The 16321-nt window shown below is 47.7% G+C and carries 28 protein-coding genes; all 28 read right to left on the bottom strand.

Annotation, left to right across the window (positions count from 1 at the left end; genetic code table 11):
- The 28 genes from J2T14_RS30130 to J2T14_RS29995 all read right to left on the bottom strand — a co-directional run bounded on the left by J2T14_RS30130 (position 1) and on the right by J2T14_RS29995 (position 16228).
- Positions 1 to 282, bottom strand: coding sequence for a hypothetical protein (locus J2T14_RS30130; protein ID WP_373458238.1), 282 nt, complete (start codon positions 280 to 282; stop codon positions 1 to 3).
- Between the two features lie 9 nt (positions 283 to 291).
- On the bottom strand, positions 292 to 1050 hold the full coding sequence (gene map, locus J2T14_RS30125; RefSeq protein ID WP_307208507.1) for a type I methionyl aminopeptidase: 759 nt from the start codon (positions 1048 to 1050) through the stop codon (positions 292 to 294).
- Positions 1050 to 1700 (bottom strand): adenylate kinase, encoded by a 651-nt coding sequence (locus J2T14_RS30120; RefSeq protein ID WP_307208506.1) that lies wholly within the window; start codon positions 1698 to 1700, stop codon positions 1050 to 1052. The genes map and J2T14_RS30120 overlap by 1 nt, the downstream gene beginning before the upstream one ends.
- A 92-nt stretch (positions 1701 to 1792) precedes the next feature.
- A complete protein-coding gene (gene secY / locus J2T14_RS30115) occupies positions 1793 to 3094 on the bottom strand; it encodes a preprotein translocase subunit SecY (protein ID WP_307476838.1) in 1302 nt (433 codons plus the stop codon).
- Entirely contained in the window at positions 3095 to 3535 is a 441-nt protein-coding gene (rplO, locus tag J2T14_RS30110) for a 50S ribosomal protein L15 (RefSeq protein ID WP_307208504.1), read from the bottom strand.
- Positions 3536 to 3573: 38 nt separating this feature from the next.
- Entirely contained in the window at positions 3574 to 3753 is a 180-nt protein-coding gene (rpmD, locus tag J2T14_RS30105; protein ID WP_307208502.1) for a 50S ribosomal protein L30, read from the bottom strand.
- Positions 3754 to 3766: 13 nt separating this feature from the next.
- Positions 3767 to 4264, bottom strand: coding sequence for a 30S ribosomal protein S5 (rpsE, locus tag J2T14_RS30100; RefSeq protein WP_307208501.1), 498 nt, complete (start codon positions 4262 to 4264; stop codon positions 3767 to 3769).
- A 30-nt stretch (positions 4265 to 4294) separates the two neighbouring features.
- Entirely contained in the window at positions 4295 to 4663 is a 369-nt protein-coding gene (gene rplR, locus J2T14_RS30095; protein ID WP_307208500.1) for a 50S ribosomal protein L18, read from the bottom strand.
- A gap of 60 nt (positions 4664 to 4723) precedes the next feature.
- Complete coding sequence (rplF, locus tag J2T14_RS30090; protein WP_307208499.1) at positions 4724 to 5266, bottom strand: 50S ribosomal protein L6; 543 nt, start codon at positions 5264 to 5266, stop codon at positions 4724 to 4726.
- Between the two features lie 31 nt (positions 5267 to 5297).
- On the bottom strand, positions 5298 to 5696 hold the full coding sequence (rpsH, locus tag J2T14_RS30085) for a 30S ribosomal protein S8 (RefSeq protein ID WP_307208498.1): 399 nt from the start codon (positions 5694 to 5696) through the stop codon (positions 5298 to 5300).
- A gap of 30 nt (positions 5697 to 5726) precedes the next feature.
- The gene (locus J2T14_RS30080; RefSeq protein ID WP_219874746.1) at positions 5727 to 5912 is read right to left on the bottom strand and encodes a type Z 30S ribosomal protein S14; all 186 of its coding nucleotides are present in this window, start codon (positions 5910 to 5912) and stop codon (positions 5727 to 5729) included.
- Positions 5913 to 5938: 26 nt separating this feature from the next.
- Positions 5939 to 6481 carry a 50S ribosomal protein L5 gene (rplE, locus tag J2T14_RS30075; protein ID WP_307208496.1) on the bottom strand — a complete coding sequence of 181 codons (543 nt, stop codon included), beginning with the start codon at positions 6479 to 6481 and terminating at the stop codon, positions 5939 to 5941.
- A gap of 30 nt (positions 6482 to 6511) precedes the next feature.
- Positions 6512 to 6865 carry a 50S ribosomal protein L24 gene (rplX, locus tag J2T14_RS30070; protein WP_307208495.1) on the bottom strand — a complete coding sequence of 118 codons (354 nt, stop codon included), beginning with the start codon at positions 6863 to 6865 and terminating at the stop codon, positions 6512 to 6514.
- A 48-nt stretch (positions 6866 to 6913) separates the two neighbouring features.
- Entirely contained in the window at positions 6914 to 7282 is a 369-nt protein-coding gene (rplN, locus tag J2T14_RS30065) for a 50S ribosomal protein L14 (RefSeq protein WP_053373907.1), read from the bottom strand.
- 47 nt (positions 7283 to 7329) lie between these two features.
- Complete coding sequence (gene rpsQ, locus J2T14_RS30060; RefSeq protein ID WP_307208494.1) at positions 7330 to 7593, bottom strand: 30S ribosomal protein S17; 264 nt, start codon at positions 7591 to 7593, stop codon at positions 7330 to 7332.
- A 52-nt stretch (positions 7594 to 7645) separates the two neighbouring features.
- A complete protein-coding gene (rpmC, locus tag J2T14_RS30055; RefSeq protein WP_307208493.1) occupies positions 7646 to 7846 on the bottom strand; it encodes a 50S ribosomal protein L29 in 201 nt (66 codons plus the stop codon).
- Positions 7836 to 8270: a 50S ribosomal protein L16 gene (rplP, locus tag J2T14_RS30050; RefSeq protein ID WP_307208491.1), complete on the bottom strand. Its 435-nt coding sequence runs from the start codon at positions 8268 to 8270 to the stop codon at positions 7836 to 7838. Before rplP ends, rpmC begins: the two co-directional genes overlap by 11 nt.
- A gap of 2 nt (positions 8271 to 8272) precedes the next feature.
- Entirely contained in the window at positions 8273 to 8938 is a 666-nt protein-coding gene (gene rpsC, locus J2T14_RS30045; protein WP_307208490.1) for a 30S ribosomal protein S3, read from the bottom strand.
- 13 nt (positions 8939 to 8951) lie between these two features.
- Entirely contained in the window at positions 8952 to 9287 is a 336-nt protein-coding gene (gene rplV, locus J2T14_RS30040; protein ID WP_307208489.1) for a 50S ribosomal protein L22, read from the bottom strand.
- A gap of 42 nt (positions 9288 to 9329) precedes the next feature.
- The gene (rpsS, locus tag J2T14_RS30035) at positions 9330 to 9611 is read right to left on the bottom strand and encodes a 30S ribosomal protein S19 (protein WP_056635975.1); all 282 of its coding nucleotides are present in this window, start codon (positions 9609 to 9611) and stop codon (positions 9330 to 9332) included.
- A gap of 55 nt (positions 9612 to 9666) precedes the next feature.
- Positions 9667 to 10497: a 50S ribosomal protein L2 gene (rplB, locus tag J2T14_RS30030; protein WP_307208488.1), complete on the bottom strand. Its 831-nt coding sequence runs from the start codon at positions 10495 to 10497 to the stop codon at positions 9667 to 9669.
- 17 nt (positions 10498 to 10514) lie between these two features.
- Entirely contained in the window at positions 10515 to 10808 is a 294-nt protein-coding gene (gene rplW / locus J2T14_RS30025; RefSeq protein WP_307208487.1) for a 50S ribosomal protein L23, read from the bottom strand.
- The gene (rplD, locus tag J2T14_RS30020; protein ID WP_307208486.1) at positions 10808 to 11431 is read right to left on the bottom strand and encodes a 50S ribosomal protein L4; all 624 of its coding nucleotides are present in this window, start codon (positions 11429 to 11431) and stop codon (positions 10808 to 10810) included. The genes rplW and rplD overlap by 1 nt, the downstream gene beginning before the upstream one ends.
- Positions 11432 to 11459: 28 nt before the next feature.
- Positions 11460 to 12083 (bottom strand): 50S ribosomal protein L3, encoded by a 624-nt coding sequence (rplC, locus tag J2T14_RS30015; RefSeq protein ID WP_307208484.1) that lies wholly within the window; start codon positions 12081 to 12083, stop codon positions 11460 to 11462.
- A gap of 41 nt (positions 12084 to 12124) precedes the next feature.
- On the bottom strand, positions 12125 to 12433 hold the full coding sequence (gene rpsJ, locus J2T14_RS30010) for a 30S ribosomal protein S10 (RefSeq protein WP_017692074.1): 309 nt from the start codon (positions 12431 to 12433) through the stop codon (positions 12125 to 12127).
- Positions 12434 to 13370: 937 nt separating this feature from the next.
- Entirely contained in the window at positions 13371 to 14165 is a 795-nt protein-coding gene (locus J2T14_RS30005; RefSeq protein ID WP_307208483.1) for an ABC transporter ATP-binding protein, read from the bottom strand.
- Positions 14165 to 15082, bottom strand: a complete 918-nt coding sequence (locus tag J2T14_RS30000) for an ABC transporter permease (protein ID WP_307476836.1) — start codon at positions 15080 to 15082, stop codon at positions 14165 to 14167. Before J2T14_RS30000 ends, J2T14_RS30005 begins: the two co-directional genes overlap by 1 nt.
- A gap of 96 nt (positions 15083 to 15178) precedes the next feature.
- The gene (locus J2T14_RS29995; protein WP_307476834.1) at positions 15179 to 16228 is read right to left on the bottom strand and encodes an ABC transporter substrate-binding protein; all 1050 of its coding nucleotides are present in this window, start codon (positions 16226 to 16228) and stop codon (positions 15179 to 15181) included.
- Between the last annotated feature and the right edge of the window lie 93 nt (positions 16229 to 16321).

The raw sequence follows: 16321 nt of genomic DNA, 5'->3' as shown, positions 1-16321 counted from the left end.
TCATTCTCCTTTCGCTTGCGCAAACTTCTGAATCACATAACGTAACTTGGCGTTGGTTACCCTGCCGGCTTCAAGCATACTGCTTGTTACCTCTTGGCTTATTTCAGGCTGTAGCTCAAGATGCAGAACGTTCTTTTTCTTCGGCTGATCGAACTTCCGCTTGTCGCCGTCGGCTATCATCACGAACCTGTCGTCGATGATTGCTACGATGACTGCCAAGCTTGCTTCGTCCTTGCCGCGAAGCACTTTGACGAACTGACCAATCTGGGGACGCGCATCCATGGCCATAGCTTATGGCTGCTGCGGCAAAGTGGTCAATATTTCAAAGCCGTCCTCTGTTACGGCCACCGTGTGCTCAAAGTGAGCGCACCATGAACCGTCATCTGTTACGACCGTCCAATTGTCTTCGAGCGTATGGACATACCGTTCACCGATATTAACCATTGGCTCGATTGCAAGCACCATTCCCGGCTTGAGTCGTGGTCCGCGGTCCGGTATACCATAGTTCGGTATTTGCGGTTCCTCATGGAGGTCCGCGCCGATTCCGTGCCCTACGTATTCACGTACAACGGAGAATCCAGCATTCTCAATAACCTTTTGAATGGCATGCGATATCGTGTATAAACGAACATCTGGTTTGATGAGCGCAAGCCCCGCATATAGCGATGCTTCCGTTACATCTAGCAGCCTTTGAACTTCATCCGATACTGCTCCGACCGCATAGGTCCAAGCCGAATCGCCATGATAGCCTTCGTACTGCGCTCCGATATCAATACTGACAATATCGCCCTCGTTCAACTTGCGTGACCCAGGGAAGCCGTGTACAAGCTCGTCATTCACAGAAGCGCAAACGCTGGAAGGAAAACCATTGTAACCTTTGAAGGAAGGTATCGCACCTTGACTTCTAATGAACTTGTCGGCGATTTCGTCGAGCTCACCCGTGGTGATGCCCGGCTTAACCGCTGCAGCCATCAGTCGATGCGTTTCCGCAACGATGCGTCCTGCCTCCCTCATATACCGCAGCTCCGATTCGGATTTGCATATAATCATTACAATGAACCTCTCAAGCAGGATACGATTTCGGATGTTACGACTTCGATGTCCTTCTCGCCGTCGACTTCACGCAGGAGACCTTTAGTGCTGTAGTAATCGAGCAGAGGGGCCGTCTTGGATGTATACTCATCCAGGCGCGTGCCTACCTTCTCCTCTGTATCATCTGAACGTTGATACAACTCTCCGCCGTCTTTGTCACAGATGCCTTCAACCTTTGGCGGGTTGAACATCACGTGATAAGTCGAGCCGCAAGATTTGCAGATGCGTCTGCCTGTAAGACGGGCAAGCAGCAATCCGCGATCAACCTTCAAGTTAACGACATGGTCAATGCCGCGGTTCAGTTCTGCAAGCATGCCGTCAAGCGCTTCGGCTTGTTGGAGCGTGCGAGGGAAACCGTCGAGCAGAAAACCGTTTTTGCAATCGTCCAGAGCAAGACGCTCCTTCACGATTCCATTCGTGATCTCATCGGGAACGAGCAAACCTTGATCGATATACTCCTTCGCCTTAAGACCAATGGCAGTTCCTTGCTTCATAGCAAGACGGAAAGCATCGCCCGTGGAAATATGCGGTACGCTGAATTCTTCTACAATACGTTCAGCCTGCGTTCCTTTGCCTGCCCCTGGAGGGCCCATGAATAAAATGTTCATTGCCGTGTTCCTCGCTTTAAGCACAATAGGCTCGGGCGGGCTTCCCGCACAATATCGTTGTCGATCGCGCAAAGCCCGGTCAGAACCTATTGTTATTTATTGATAAACCCTTTGTAATGGCGTTTGATCAACTGGCTCTCGATTTGCTTCATCGTGTCTAGCGCAACCCCGATAACGATCAGAAGCGAGGTACCGCCAAGCTGAACGGACGTTGGCAATCCGGCAATCTTACCGAACACGACCGGCAATAGGGAGATAACCGCCAGGAAGATTGCACCCGTCAGTGTAATCCGTGACATGACACGAGTCAAGTAAGAGGAAGTTGGCTTGCCTGGGCGAATGCCCGGGATGTAGCCGCCATTCTTCTTCATTTGATCCGCCATTTGCACAGGATTGATTTGCACGAATGTGTAGAAGAAGGTGAAACCGATGATGAGCAGTACATACAATACCATACCAAGCGGCTTGTCATAGTACATATTGTCCATAATCCATGTCGCCCACGCTTTGTCGGCCCAGAATCCGGCAATCGTAATCGGGAACATGATGAGCGATACCGCGAAGATGACAGGAATAACGCCAGCGCCATTCACTTTCATCGGGATATGCGTCGATTGTCCACCGTACATTTTCCGTCCAACGACGCGTTTAGCGTATTGAACCGGAATCTTGCGAATACCTTGCTGAACGAAGATAACGCCGACAATGATTGCGATGATCGCAATGAGAATCAGAATTACCTTAATGATGTTCAAGAACAGTTGGTCTTGTACACCGATGAATTGATCTTGGTAGATCGTACGGATATGTCCAGGGATACCTGCCGCGATTGCAGCGAAGATCAGAATGGAAATACCGTTTCCGATGCCCTTCTCCGTGATCTGCTCGCCAAGCCACATCAAGAAAGCAGTACCTGCAGTCAAAATGATAGCAATGACTAAGTAGTCAACGAAGGTAGCGTTAGGAATCATTTGTTGACCATACTGACGATTAAAGCCGATTGCAGTTGCAAAGCCTTGAACAAGACCGAGCACAATCGTACCGTAACGAGTGATTTGAGCGAGCTTGCGTTTGCCGTTCTCGCCTTCCTTAGCCCACTCCGCAAACTTTGGAATGACGTCCATCGACAATAGCTGTACGATGATCGAAGCCGTGATATACGGCGTAATTCCGATTGCGAAGATGGAGAATTGGAACAAAGCACCGCCGGAAAACGTGTTAAGCAAGCCGAACAAATCCGTTCCGGCTTCATTGACTTGCTCGAACACGCTCTTGTCGACGTCAGGCACCGGAATGAATGCCCCGATGCGGTATACAAGAAGAATCATGAGAGTGAACAGGATCCTTGTACGAAGATCCGCCACCTTCCAAATATTGGACACGGTCTTGAACAATTAGATCACCTCGGTTTTACCGCCGGCAGCCTGGATTTTCTCTACCGCAGATTGAGAGAACTTGCTTGCTTTTACAGTAAGCGAAACGCTAATTTCACCGTTACCCAAAATTTTAATTCCTGCAAGCGGATTTTTGACGATCCCTTGCTCAAGAAGAACTTCTGGAGTGACTTCTGTACCTGCTGCAAAGCTATTTAGTTCTTCAATGTTAACAATCGCATACTCGGTACGGAAACGGTTGTTGAATCCGCGCTTCGGCACTCGACGATACAACGGGTTTTGTCCGCCCTCGAAACCAGGACGAACGCCGCCGCCGGAACGAGCGTTTTGACCCTTATGGCCTTTACCGGCTGTTTTACCGTTTCCGGAACCGATACCGCGGCCTTTGCGCTTAGGCGCTTGAGTCGAACCCGGTGCTGGTGCTAGCTCATGCAATTTCATCGTTCGTGCACCTCCTTATTTATTTCTTGAAAGCTATCTTATACTTCTTCAACTTTAACCAAGTGGCTAACAGCGTTAACCATGCCGCGGATAGCTGCGCTATCGTCCAAAACAACAGCTTGGCGAATTTTGCGAAGGCCAAGCGCTTCAACAGTAGCACGTTGTTTCTCGTTGCGGCCGATCAAACTGCGAACGAGGGTGATTTGCAATTTTGCCATCGTATTTCCCTCCTTAACTTAACAGCTCTTCGACAGTTTTACCACGAAGCTTCGCAACTTCTTCCGCACGTTTCAAACGGGAAAGACCTTCAAGCGTCGCGTTTACCATGTTCATGGAGTTCGAAGAACCGAGCGATTTCGTCAAAATGTCGCCTACACCAGCAAGCTCAAGAACAGCACGAACCGGGCCTCCAGCGATAACGCCAGTACCTTCGGATGCCGGCTTCAGGAGTACTTCTCCAGCGCCGAAATGTCCGAGGACAAGGTGAGGAATCGTTGTTCCTACGAGCGGTACATGGATCAGGTTTTTCTTAGCATCTTCGATACCTTTGCGAATCGCATCAGGTACTTCGCCTGCTTTACCGATCCCTGCGCCGACCCAGCCTTTGCCGTCGCCGACTACTACAAGCGCACTAAAGCTGAAACGGCGTCCGCCTTTTACAACTTTCGCTACGCGATTGATATTAACAACTTTTTCAGTCAGTTCTAACGTATTCGGATCTACACGCAAGTCATTTAACCTCCTTATAAGTAAAGTCGATTAGAATTCCAGGCCAGCTTCGCGAGCTGCTGTCGCAAGTGCTGAAATTCTGCCGTGATACAAGTAACCGCCGCGGTCGAATACGACTTGGGTTACCCCTTTCGCTTGAGCGCGTTGTGCAATCAATTGGCCTACTTTCGTAGCTGCATCGATGTTGCCGCCGTTGGCGACAGCTTCTGTCAACTCTTTGTCCATTGTGGACGCGGATGCGATCGTTACACCTGCAACGTCATCGATCAATTGTGCATACATATGCTTGGAGGAACGGAATACAGACAGACGTGGACGTGCAGCTGTACCGTTGATTTTTTTGCGAACACGTAGGTGTCTTTTCAGACGAGCCTTGTTTTTATCGCCTTTCGTAATCATGCAAGGTTCACTCCTTTCTCATTGCCTTAGGACGCTATCTTAAGCAAACAAGCCGTTTGCTTATTTCTTCTTACCAGCTTTACCTTCTTTGCGGATGATGCGTTCGCCTTCGTACTTGATACCTTTGCCTTTATAAGGCTCTGGTTCACGAACGGAGCGGATTTGAGCAGCAACAGCGCCTACGCGCTCTTTGTCGATACCGCGAACCGTGATTTTCGTGTTCGCAGGAACGTCAAACTCAATACCAGCCTCGGGAACAATCTCCACCGGGTGGGAGTAACCAACGTTAAGAACGATCTTATCGCCAGCTTTATTCGCACGGTAACCTACTCCTACCAGCTCAAGATTTCTCGAGAAGCCTTCAGTAACGCCGCTCACCATGTTAGCGATGATGCTGCGAGTCGTTCCGTGCAAAGAACGATGCAATTTATTGTCGGAAGGACGTTCGATAAGGATTTCTGTTTCCGATACGTTCACTTTCATATCTTTGTGAACTTCGCGGGAAAGCGAGCCTTTCGGTCCTTTTACAGTAATAACTGTGTTGTCCAAGTTAACAGTAACGCCGTTAGGCACTTGGATCGGTTTACGACCAATACGGGACATTGTTACACCTCCTGTCTTTGTGACTTGTTACTTACCAAACGTAGCAGACTACTTCGCCGCCGGATTTAACCTGACGAGCTTCTTTATCCGTCATAACCCCTTTGGACGTGGAAATGATAGCAATTCCAAGGCCGCCCAAAACGCGTGGGATTTCAGTTGATTGTGTGTAAACGCGAAGGCCAGGTTTCGAAATACGTTTCAGGCCTGTAATAACGCGCTCTTGGTTAGGGCCGTATTTCAGGAAAATACGGATCATACCTTGTTTGTTGTCTTCGATATATTCAGCATCGCGGATAAAACCCTCACGCTTCAAAATTTCAGCAATTTGCTTCTTCATTTTCGAAGCGGGCATTTCCACGGTCTCATGACGAACGACATTCGCGTTACGAATACGCGTCAACATATCTGCAACCGGATCAGACATAACCATTGTGTTAACCTCCTTCCCGAACTAGGCATTTTACCAGCTTGCTTTTTTAACGCCAGGAATCTGGCCCTTATGTGCTAACTCACGGAAACAAATCCGGCAAATTTTAAACTTTTGCAAAACAGAATGCGGACGGCCGCAACGCTCACAGCGCGTATATGCACGCACTTGAAATTTCGGTGTGCGTTGTTGCTTCACTTTCATCGAAGTTTTTGCCACTGGGTATTACACCTCCTAAAAGTGGATTACTTCGTGAACGGCATGCCCAATTGGGTCAGCAATTCACGAGATTCTTCGTCCGTTTTTGCCGTCGTGACGATGACGATGTCCATACCGCGCACTTTATCGACTTTATCGTATTCAATCTCCGGGAAAATCAATTGCTCTTTCAAACCGAGCGTGTAGTTTCCGCGACCATCAAATGCCTTGTTCGAAACACCTCGGAAGTCACGTACGCGTGGAAGCGAGATGTTGAACAGCTTGTCAAGGAAATGGTACATGCGCTCGCCGCGCAATGTCACTTTAACCCCGATTGGCATGTTCTCACGAAGTTTGAAGCCGGCGATCGACTTCTTCGCGCGAGTCACGACTGGTTTTTGACCGGAAATGATACGTAGTTCTTCAACAGCTACATCGAGGATTTTTGAATTGGAAACCGCTTCGCCTACCCCCATGTTGATAACAACCTTCTCAATTTTCGGCACTTGCATTACAGACGTATAGTTAAACTTCTGCATAAGAGCAGGTGTGATGTCATTGAGAAAACGATCTTTCATTCTTGCTGCCATTTTCATGGACCTCCTTTCCTACTGTAACGATTAGTCGATTACTTCTCCGGAACGTTTAGCGATTCGTACTTTTTTACCGTTGTCGAGCACTTTGTATCCGATACGTGTTACTTTACCGCTTTTCGGATCGATATGCATGACGTTCGATACGTGTACTGGCGCTTCTTGTTCAATGATACCGCCCTGCGGGTTTGCTTGCGATGGACGAGTATGCTTCTTCACCATGTTAACGCCCTCTACGAGCACGCGATTTTCACGCGGGTACGCAGCGATTACACGGCCTTTCTTACCTTTGTCTTTACCGGTAATGACGATGACCGTATCGTCTTTTTTAACGTGCAATTTATTGTTATGGGATTCAAGTATTTTTTTCAGCCTTGGCATGAGTTACACCTCCTGCACGCTTGTGCTTTCAAGCTTATATAGGGTTGATTAGATTACTTCTGGTGCCAGCGATACGATTTTCATGAAATCTTTATCGCGAAGCTCACGAGCAACAGGTCCAAAGATACGTGTGCCACGCGGGCTCTTATCTTCTTTAACGATTACCGCTGCATTCTCATCGAATGCGATGTAGGAACCGTCTTTACGACGAACCGAACGCTTTGTGCGAACGATAACGGCTTTTACAACGTCACCCTTTTTGACAACGCCGCCTGGTGTTGCTTGTTTGACGGAGCAAACGATCAAGTCGCCAATGTGCCCAACGCGGCGTCCTGTACCGCCCAGTACACGGATACACATCAATTCTTTAGCGCCGGAGTTGTCAGCAACTGCTAAGCGCGAAAATGGTTGAATCATTTCAACGTCCTCCTTTCGGAAAAATGCTCAGGTACTGCTATCGCTCGTTAAATAACAACCGCTACTTCAACAACGTCTACAAGTCTGAAGCGCTTGTCTTTGGAAAGTGGACGAGTCTCCATGATTTTCACGATATCGCCAATTTTCGCTTGGTTGTTTTCATCGTGCGCTTTAAACTTTTTCGTAACTTTAATGCGTTTATGGTACAAATTGTGTTTTTTGTAAGTCTCAATAGCAACAACAATTGTTTTATCCATTTTGTCGCTTACGACTTTGCCAATTAGCACTTTGCGGGCATTGCGTTCGCTCATGTTCTTCCTCCTTCCTACAGCCGTGATGATTCATAACTGCAAGAAAATATTTTTAGCTGCTGATGCCGAGTTCTCTTTCACGCAAGATCGTTTTAGCGCGAGCAATTCCTTTTCGCACGTCACGAATGCGTGTCGGGTTATCCAGTTGGCCAGTAGCCAATTGGAAACGAAGGTTGAAAAGCTCTTCTTTAAAACCAGTGATCTGTTGTTCAAGCTCGGCAGAGGTTAGGTTGCGAAATTCATTAGCTTTCATTTGCTTCACCACCCACTTCTTCGCGTTTCACGAACTTCGTTTTGATCGGCAGTTTGTGAGCAGCAAGGCGCATTGCTTCACGAGCAATCTCTTCGGATACACCAGCAAGTTCAAACATGATCTTACCTGGTTTAACGACTGCAACCCACTTCTCAACGTTACCTTTACCGCTACCCATACGAACCTCGAGAGGCTTTTGAGTTATCGGCTTATCCGGGAAAATTTTGATCCAAACTTTACCGCCACGTTTGATATAACGAGTCATCGCGATACGAGCTGCCTCGATCTGACGGTTCGTGATCCATGTAGGCTCAAGTGCTTGAAGACCATATTCGCCGAATGCTACTGTTGTGCCGCCTTTAGCGCGACCCTTCATATGACCGCGTTGTTGTTTGCGGTGTTTGACACGTTTAGGTACCAACATGATTAGTTGCCTCCTTCCACTGGAGCTGCTTTCTTCTTGGTCGGAAGGACTTCGCCGCGATAGATCCATACTTTTACGCCGATACGGCCGTAAGTCGTATGTGCTTCTGCTGTACCGTAATCAATATCTGCGCGCAGTGTATGAAGAGGTACTGTACCTTCGCTGTAGCCTTCCGAACGTGCGATTTCCGCGCCGCCGAGACGTCCGCTAACTGCGGTTTTGATCCCTTTAGCACCCGAACGCATGGAGCGTTGAATTGCTTGCTTCAATGCGCGACGGAAAGAAACACGACGCTCAAGTTGTTGTGCGATGCTTTCTGCTACAAGAATAGCGTCAAGATCCGCGTGTTTGATTTCAGAGATGTTGATGTGAACCTTTTTGCCTTTAGTGATCTTGCCAAGCTCCGTACGCAGGTTTTCCACTTCGGAACCGCCCTTACCGATAACCATACCCGGTTTTGCAGTTTGGATCGTTACGTTTACGCGATTAGCTGCACGTTCGATCTCAATATGGGAAACAGCTGCATCTTTCAGCTTGTTTTTCAAATATTCACGAATTTTAACGTCTTCCATTAGAAGATCGCCAAAATCTTTGCCTGCGAACCATTTCGACTCCCAATCACGGATAACTCCGACACGGAAGCCAACTGGATTTACCTTTTGACCCACACGTAATCCCTCCTTATTTTTCAGATACCACTAAGGTGATGTGGCTGGTTCTTTTATTGATCCGGCTTGCACGTCCCATAGCACGAGGACGGAAACGTTTCATCGTTGGTCCTTGGTTAACGAAAGCTTGCGATATAACCAATTTGTTTACGTCTAGCTGGTAGTTGTGCTCAGCATTCGCTATAGCAGAGTTCAGCAACTTCTCCAGAATCGGGGAAGCCGATCTCGGCGTGTGACGCAAAATTGCAATCGCTTCGCCAACTTGCTTACCACGGATCAAATCTGCAACGAGCATCGCTTTGCGCGGAGCAATACGAACGAATTTAACGTGCGCTTTAGCTTCTTGCATGTAGGAACCTCCTCTCGTTCATTAAAGGTGATAAAGGGCAAATTAACGTCTGCCCGTTTTTTTGTCTTCGCCGGCATGGCCTTTGTACGTACGAGTTGGTGCAAATTCACCAAGCTTGTGTCCAACCATATCTTCCGTTACATAAACCGGCACATGCTTACGACCATCATAAACTGCAAACGTGTGACCAATGAATTGCGGGAAAATGGTCGAGCGGCGGGACCAGGTTTTGATAACGACTTTTTTCTCGGTTTCGTTCAAGACCTCGACTTTTTTAAGCAGGTACCCGTCAATAAACGGACCTTTCTTTAAACTGCGACCCATTTGTGTTCCTCCCTTCACATAACGTTCGTGTTAAGCGATTTGTATCAAGCGGTTATTACTTCGTGCGACGACGAATAATATATTGGCTCGATGCTTTTTTCTTCTTGCGAGTTTTGTAACCAAGCGTCGGTTTGCCCCATGGAGACATTGGGGATTTACGTCCGATTGGAGCACGGCCTTCACCACCACCGTGTGGGTGATCGTTAGGGTTCATAACTACGCCGCGGACTTCAGGACGTTTGCCCAACCAACGGGAACGGCCGGCTTTACCGATTTTCACGAGTTCGTGATCTTCGTTGCCAACGGAACCAACTGTTGCACGGCAAGTATTCAGAATGCGACGAACTTCGCCGGAGCTAAGACGAATCGATACGTAGTTTTCTTCTTTACCAAGAAGTTGAGCTTCCGTACCAGCAGCACGAACGAGTTGTCCGCCTTTACCTGGTTTCAATTCGATGTTGTGGATAATTGTACCGACTGGGATATTCACAAGCGGCAAAGCATTGCCGATCTTGATATCAGCCGTAGGACCGGACATAACTTGATCGCCGACTTTCAATCCCTTAGGGGCGATGATGTAAGCTTTCGCACCATCCACGTAGTGGATCAAAGCGATATTGGAAGTACGGTTCGGATCGTATTCGATCGTCGCTACGTTACCAACGATACCGTCCTTAGTACGTTTGAAATCGATGATACGGTATTTACGTTTGTGTCCGCCGCCATGGTGACGAACCGTAATTTTACCTTGGTTATTACGACCAGCTTTTTTGAAAAGCGGTGCAAGCAACGATTTCTCCGGTGTGCTTGTCGTAATTTCTTCGAAAGTCGAGACGGACATACCACGACGAGCTGGCGATGTCGGTTTGTACTTTTTAATTGGCACTTGTATTCCCTCCTTTTCTAAACAGACGTTTCAAAGAACTCAAGTTCTTTGCTGTCAGCGCTCAGTTGAACGATCGCTTTTTTCCAATCAGGTCTGTATCCGCTATGTTTACCATAACGTTTTGGTTTACCCGCTACACGCATAGTGTTAACGCCGGTTACTTTTACTTTGAAGATTTGTTCAATAGCTTGTTTGATTTCGGTTTTGTTCGCACGAAGATCGACTTCAAACACATAACGTTTTGTAGCCATGTAATCGCTCGTACGTTCCGTAATAACCGGGCGCTTGATAATATCGCGTGGATTTTTCATTACGCAAGCACCTCCTGTACTTTCTCTACTGCTTCTTTAGTGATGATCAGCTTATCATACACTAGTACGTCACGAACATTGATGCCGTCAGCTACAACGAATTTTACGCCCGGAATGTTGCGAGCGGACAATGCTACGTTATCCTCATAGTTAGCCGTTACAACAAGCGCTTTACGGTCTACCTTAAGGTTGTTCAAGATATTAGCGAATTCCTTCGTCTTAGGAGCCGCGAATGTCAGTTGATCAAGAACGATAATTTCGTTCGCGATAACTTTCGAAGACAATGCGGATTTGATCGCAAGACGACGAACTTTCTTAGGAAGCTTGAATCCGTAAGTGCGTGGAGTCGGTCCGAATACAGTACCGCCGCCAACCCACTGCGGGGAGCGAATGCTACCTTGACGAGCACGGCCAGTACCTTTTTGTTTCCAAGGTTTACGACCGCCGCCGCGTACTTCGGAGCGTCCTTTAGTTTTGTGTGTACCAAGGCGTTCAGCAGCTTGTTGCAGGACAACGGCGCTGTGCATAACCGGTACGTTTGGCGTAACACCAAATACGTTTTCAGCAAGCTCAAGCTCGCCAACGGATGCGCCACTCACGTTCAATACTTTAACTGTAGGCATTTCTTGTTCCTCCTTTCTTCAAGAGCAATTATTTCTTAACGGTTTGTTTTACTTTAACGAATCCGTTTTTAGGGCCCGGTATGGAACCTTTTACAAGAAGAACGTTACGTTCTGCATCTACACGGATAATTTCAAGCTTTTGGATTGTGATCGTTTCGTTACCCATGTGACCTGGAAGGCGTTTGCCTTTCGGTACGCGGTTAGCTTGGATCGAACCCATCGAACCTGGACCACGGTGGTAACGCGAACCGTGTGCCATCGGTCCAGTGCTTTGTCCCCAACGTTTGATAACGCCGGCAAAGCCTTTACCTTTCGAAATACCTGTTACGTCAACGAATTCGCCCTCTGCGAACAAGTCTGCCTTAACTTCCTGGCCAACTTCGTAATCACCAAGGATAATGCCGCGAATCTCACGAACGTAGCGCTTAGGAGTCGCGCCAGCTTTCTTAGCGTGGCCGATCTCTGGCTTATTCGTTCTGCTTTCTTTCTTATCGGAGAAACCGAATTGAACGGCTTCATAGCCATCGTTCTCTTGGTCTTTCTTCTGAAGAACGACGCAAGGTCCAGCTTCGATTACCGTTACTGGAATGACGTTTCCTTCAGGAGTAAACACTTGAGTCATTCCAAGTTTTTTCCCTAAGATACCTTTCATGTTGACACCTCATTTCCTTTCTATGATCGCATATACTGATATTACAGTTTGATTTCGATATCTACACCGGATGGTAAATCCAGGCGCATCAACGCATCAACCGTTTGCGGCGTTGGGTTAACAATATCGATCAAACGCTTATGAGTGCGTTGTTCGAATTGCTCCCTCGAATCCTTGTACTTGTGTACCGCACGGAGAATGGTGATGATTTGCTTTTCCGTTGGTAACGGAATCGGCCCGGATACGCCTGCACCGGAACGTTTTGCAGTTTCCACGATTTTCTCTGCGGATTGATCAAGAATTCTGTGATCGTATGCTTTCAAACGAATACGAATCTTTTGCTTTGCCATATAAGTCCCTCCTTCTATCGCCCAATTTATTATCGGACATACTCCGCGAGAAAAACCCTTCACGCGCTCCATGGCAAAGGAGCGGGGTGTGTCGGCAACCTCTCGCATCAACGCAACGTCAGACCAACAGTCAATATTATACCGAATCTAATAGGCAATTGCAACAAAATAAATACTGCTCGCACTATGGGAATGATTATGAGGAAAATAATCGCTACGCAACGCTGCACTCGGCCTTCGTCAACCATTGAAACTGTGATGCTATAATTAGAGTTTAAGGATGCATCACAGTATCGAAAACGGAACGTAAACTCTCCGGCTCGAGCCCAGCTTTGCTACGTTCCAATTCCCTCTAACACTTCCAACTCAGCTCGCTCTAGGAAGAAGTGCATGCTCGTTCGAAGATAATTGAACGAGCATACGTAGCAAGTGTCGTTCTTTGTATCCGATATGAGATGTCCTCACTCATTATTGACCCGAAACACATTATATAACGACACTAGCAGCAATTCATTAGTAAAAATAAGGAGGGAAGATTTAATTGCCGATCAATGCTGCTACTACTTTGCTGCTAGTGAATGTTGAGTTGCCTGCTACTGGTCGCTGCGAGCGGTAATGTCATTTCGGGAAATTAATTCAATGGTTTTAGTTTTTTGAGCTATTTACGGTAAATTAGTTTGATGAAATGCCACTATCGAGCACAATGGAGCCCATTAGTCAAAATTAGTTCGACGAAATCGAACTATCGTTTCAGTCGCAACAAAAAACACGTGCGACTCAATATCGCACGCGTTTCTTCTATTATATATAAGGTTTGATGAGGACGGTGCTTTTGAAATCCGTATTGTATCCGCGTTGTAATCTAACCCTAACAATACGGTTACAACACAGACGCAAACCCCCGCTTTCCACGCAGTGCGGCTCCCTCATTAATACCCTACCCCAGCACGATGCGATCGTCAGCCAGTTTCTTGCCGCTGATCTGCTCGAACTCGCCGAGCAACTGCTCCACGGTGAGGTTATGCTTACGATCCTCATTGACGTTCAGAATAATGCGGCCCTTATCCATCATAATAAGACGGTTGCCTAGGCGGATCGCCTGCTCCATGTTATGGGTAACCATAAGCGTCGTGAGCTTCATCTCGCGAACGATGCTTTCCGTCAGCGTCGTGATTAACTCAGCTCGAGCCGGATCCAGCGCTGCCGTATGCTCGTCCAGCAATAGGATCTGCGGACGGGTGAACGTCGCCATAAGTAAGCTTAGCGCTTGACGCTCGCCGCCTGACAACAAGCCTACCTTTGCGCTTAGACGATTCTCAAGCCCAATGCCAAGACGCGACAATTCTTCTTTGAAAATTTTCTTCCTAGCTTTATTCACGCCGAAGGAGAAGCCACGCGACTTGCCGCGGGTATAGGCCATCGCCATATTCTCCTCGATCGTCATGCGCGGTGCCGTGCCGGCCATCGGATCCTGGAAGACACGTCCGATCCAACGGCTCCGCTGATGCTCGGATATTGGGGAGATGACGCGACCGTCGATCTTCACATCGCCGGCATCCGGTCTCATCACGCCGGAGATAATGTTCATAAGCGTCGACTTGCCGGCACCGTTACTTCCGATAACGGTAACAAAATCTCCTGGCTTCATTACGAGATTGGCGCCTACGAGCGCTGTCTTCTCATCTACCGTGCCTGGATTGAAAAGCTTGGATACGTTAGCAATCTCAAGCATTAACGCTCACCTCCTGCTTCTGGGGCGTTGCCGACCTTCGCCAGCATCTCTGCCGTACGCTTGCGAGCGACGCTCTTCATCTTCACCGCGCGCCTTGCCGAAGGTACAACGAGAGCGAAAATAATGATAACCGCCGTAATAAGCTTCATATCTGACGCTTCAAGCCACTCGACGCGCAACGCGAGCGCAAAAATAATCCGATAAATTATCGCTCCTAGAATAACAGCGAGCGTTGCGCGGAATATCGACCTCGATCCGAAAATCGCCTCGCCAATGATAACGGAAGCTAGTCCGATTACGATCATCCCGATACCCATGCTGTTGTCCGCAAACTTTTGCTGCTGTGCGATAAGCGCTCCAGAAGTAGCCACTAACGCATTAGACAGTGCAATACCGAAAATCGTTGTAATGTCAGTATTCGCGCCGAAGCTGCGAATCATCCGCGAGTTATCCCCAGTTGCACGCAAGCTTAACCCCATATCGGTTTTGAAGAATAGGTCCAGCAATACTTTAACTGCAATAGCCAGTATTACAGCAAGCACTAGCACCGAAGCCCCGTCAAAGACATTGTCCATATTGCGCAACGAAACGTTTGGCTTGCCAAGAATACGCAAGTTAATCGAATATAAGGCAATCATCATAATGATTCCGGACAACAGGCCATTGATCTTGCCTTTCGTATGAAGCAATCCGGTGCAAGTGCCCGCAATCGCTCCGCCAATAAAGGCACAAATAACTGCAATCCACGGAGGCGTACCGTTTACGGACATCACTGCGCCAATCGCGGCTCCCGTTGTGAAGCTGCCGTCTACCGTTAAATCCGGAAAGTCGAGAATTCGAAACGTAATATAGACGCCAAGCGCCATCAACGCATATAACAGGCCGCTCTCTATAGCACCCTGTAACGATGTGAGCATCGTTATGCAACTCCTTTATCGCAACAAGGGGATGAACAGAATTACCGCTCACCCCGCATGTTTTCATTTTCTTATTCTATTCCGATCTAGCAAGACTTACTCGATGATGTTGTTCTCAGGGTCTTTCACATAGCTTTTCATTTTATCCGTAACCGTAATGTCTTGCTCTGCAGCAGCCTTAAGGTTCATGATGAAATCAAGCTTTTGCGGAACCGTGACATCCATCTCGCCTGGTTTTTTACCGTTTTTCAAAATCTCAACTGCCATTTGTCCAACTTCATAACCGTGATCAAAGTATTTGAATCCAACAGCTAGGAAAGCTCCTTTTTCTACCGAATCACGGTCAGCGGAGAAGAACGGAATGTCGTTTTGGTTAGCCACTTCAATAATGGAATCCACGCCGCTGACAACGTTGTTGTCGAGCGTAATGTAGATGGCATCTACACGACCTACCAAAGACTCGGCTGCTTGTTGAACGTCGGAAATGTTGACAATCGGCGCTTTGACAAGCTCGATGCCATGCGTTTTAAGCGCTTCTTCCGCATATTTCGCCATAACAACCGCATTTGGCTCGCCCTCGTTAATGACTAGGCCTATTTTCTTCACTTCTGGAAGTTCGGCAGCAATGAAGTCCATCGTTTGCTTAACCGCATCAGGATTCGTATCGGACGCGCCTGTGATGTTGCCGCCTGGAGCTTCTAGCTGTTTAACGATCCCCGCATCGATCGGATCCGTTACGGCTGCGAACAACACCGGAATGTTCGTAACGTCTTCAGCCAAGTTCTGCGCTGTCATCGTTGCGATACCAAGTGCAAGATCAGCTTTTCCAGAAGCGATTTTCTGCGAAATCGTTTTGCTGTTAGCCGTATCCGCTTGTGCGTTGTTCATATCGATCTTAAGATTTTTACCTTCTTCAATGCCTGCATCCTTCAATGCTGCAATGAAACCGTCTTTTGTTGCATCGAGTGATGGATGCTCAACCACTTGCGAGATAGCTATCGTATACGTTTTCTCCGCATCGCCGCCCGTGTTGCCGGCATTGTTATTGGAGCCTGTATTCGTATTGCTTGAACTGTTTGCGCCACACGCTGCCGTTACAACCATAACAGTTGCGAGCGTAATACCTAACCAAAACTTTTTCTTCATTCGATAAACCCCTCTCATCGTGTGTACCTTTACTTTAAAGTTGTTGTGCTCGTGCAGGTCCATCCAGACAATACAAAAAAGGCTATACCTTTC

The sequence above is a fragment of the Paenibacillus harenae genome (assembly GCF_030812415.1).
In the GTDB taxonomy this organism is placed as follows: Bacteria; Bacillota; Bacilli; order Paenibacillales; family Paenibacillaceae; genus Pristimantibacillus; species Pristimantibacillus harenae_A.
The sequence above is the reverse complement of the archived record's forward strand: the minus strand, read 5'-3'. Positions and strand labels throughout refer to the sequence as shown.

Coding starts and splice junctions, on each gene's coding strand:
- map (WP_307208507.1), bottom strand. CDS start 1,050: ATGATTATATGCAAATCCGAATCGGAGCTGCGGTATATGAGGGAGGCA.
- J2T14_RS30130 (WP_373458238.1), bottom strand. CDS start 282: ATGGATGCGCGTCCCCAGATTGGTCAGTTCGTCAAAGTGCTTCGCGGC.
- rplO (WP_307208504.1), bottom strand. CDS start 3,535: ATGAAATTGCATGAGCTAGCACCAGCACCGGGTTCGACTCAAGCGCCT.
- rpsQ (WP_307208494.1), bottom strand. CDS start 7,593: ATGAGCGAACGCAATGCCCGCAAAGTGCTAATTGGCAAAGTCGTAAGC.
- rplR (WP_307208500.1), bottom strand. CDS start 4,663: ATGATTACGAAAGGCGATAAAAACAAGGCTCGTCTGAAAAGACACCTA.
- rpmC (WP_307208493.1), bottom strand. CDS start 7,846: ATGAAAGCTAATGAATTTCGCAACCTAACCTCTGCCGAGCTTGAACAA.
- rplV (WP_307208489.1), bottom strand. CDS start 9,287: ATGCAAGAAGCTAAAGCGCACGTTAAATTCGTTCGTATTGCTCCGCGC.
- rplN (WP_053373907.1), bottom strand. CDS start 7,282: ATGATTCAACCATTTTCGCGCTTAGCAGTTGCTGACAACTCCGGCGCT.
- rplD (WP_307208486.1), bottom strand. CDS start 11,431: ATGCCTACAGTTAAAGTATTGAACGTGAGTGGCGCATCCGTTGGCGAG.
- rpmD (WP_307208502.1), bottom strand. CDS start 3,753: ATGGCAAAATTGCAAATCACCCTCGTTCGCAGTTTGATCGGCCGCAAC.
- J2T14_RS29995 (WP_307476834.1), bottom strand. CDS start 16,228: ATGAAGAAAAAGTTTTGGTTAGGTATTACGCTCGCAACTGTTATGGTT.
- rpsS (WP_056635975.1), bottom strand. CDS start 9,611: ATGGGTCGCAGTTTAAAGAAAGGTCCGTTTATTGACGGGTACCTGCTT.
- rpsH (WP_307208498.1), bottom strand. CDS start 5,696: ATGGTTATGTCTGATCCGGTTGCAGATATGTTGACGCGTATTCGTAAC.
- rplX (WP_307208495.1), bottom strand. CDS start 6,865: ATGCCAAGGCTGAAAAAAATACTTGAATCCCATAACAATAAATTGCAC.
- rpsJ (WP_017692074.1), bottom strand. CDS start 12,433: ATGGCAAAGCAAAAGATTCGTATTCGTTTGAAAGCATACGATCACAGA.
- rplE (WP_307208496.1), bottom strand. CDS start 6,481: ATGGCAGCAAGAATGAAAGATCGTTTTCTCAATGACATCACACCTGCT.
- rplW (WP_307208487.1), bottom strand. CDS start 10,808: ATGAAAAATCCACGCGATATTATCAAGCGCCCGGTTATTACGGAACGT.
- J2T14_RS30005 (WP_307208483.1), bottom strand. CDS start 14,165: ATGCTTGAGATTGCTAACGTATCCAAGCTTTTCAATCCAGGCACGGTA.
- J2T14_RS30000 (WP_307476836.1), bottom strand. CDS start 15,082: ATGCTCACATCGTTACAGGGTGCTATAGAGAGCGGCCTGTTATATGCG.
- rplP (WP_307208491.1), bottom strand. CDS start 8,270: ATGTTGGTACCTAAACGTGTCAAACACCGCAAACAACAACGCGGTCAT.
- rplF (WP_307208499.1), bottom strand. CDS start 5,266: ATGTCCCGTATTGGTCGTAAACCGATCCAAGTGCCTAACGGCGTTACT.
- J2T14_RS30120 (WP_307208506.1), bottom strand. CDS start 1,700: ATGAACATTTTATTCATGGGCCCTCCAGGGGCAGGCAAAGGAACGCAG.
- rplC (WP_307208484.1), bottom strand. CDS start 12,083: ATGAAAGGTATCTTAGGGAAAAAACTTGGAATGACTCAAGTGTTTACT.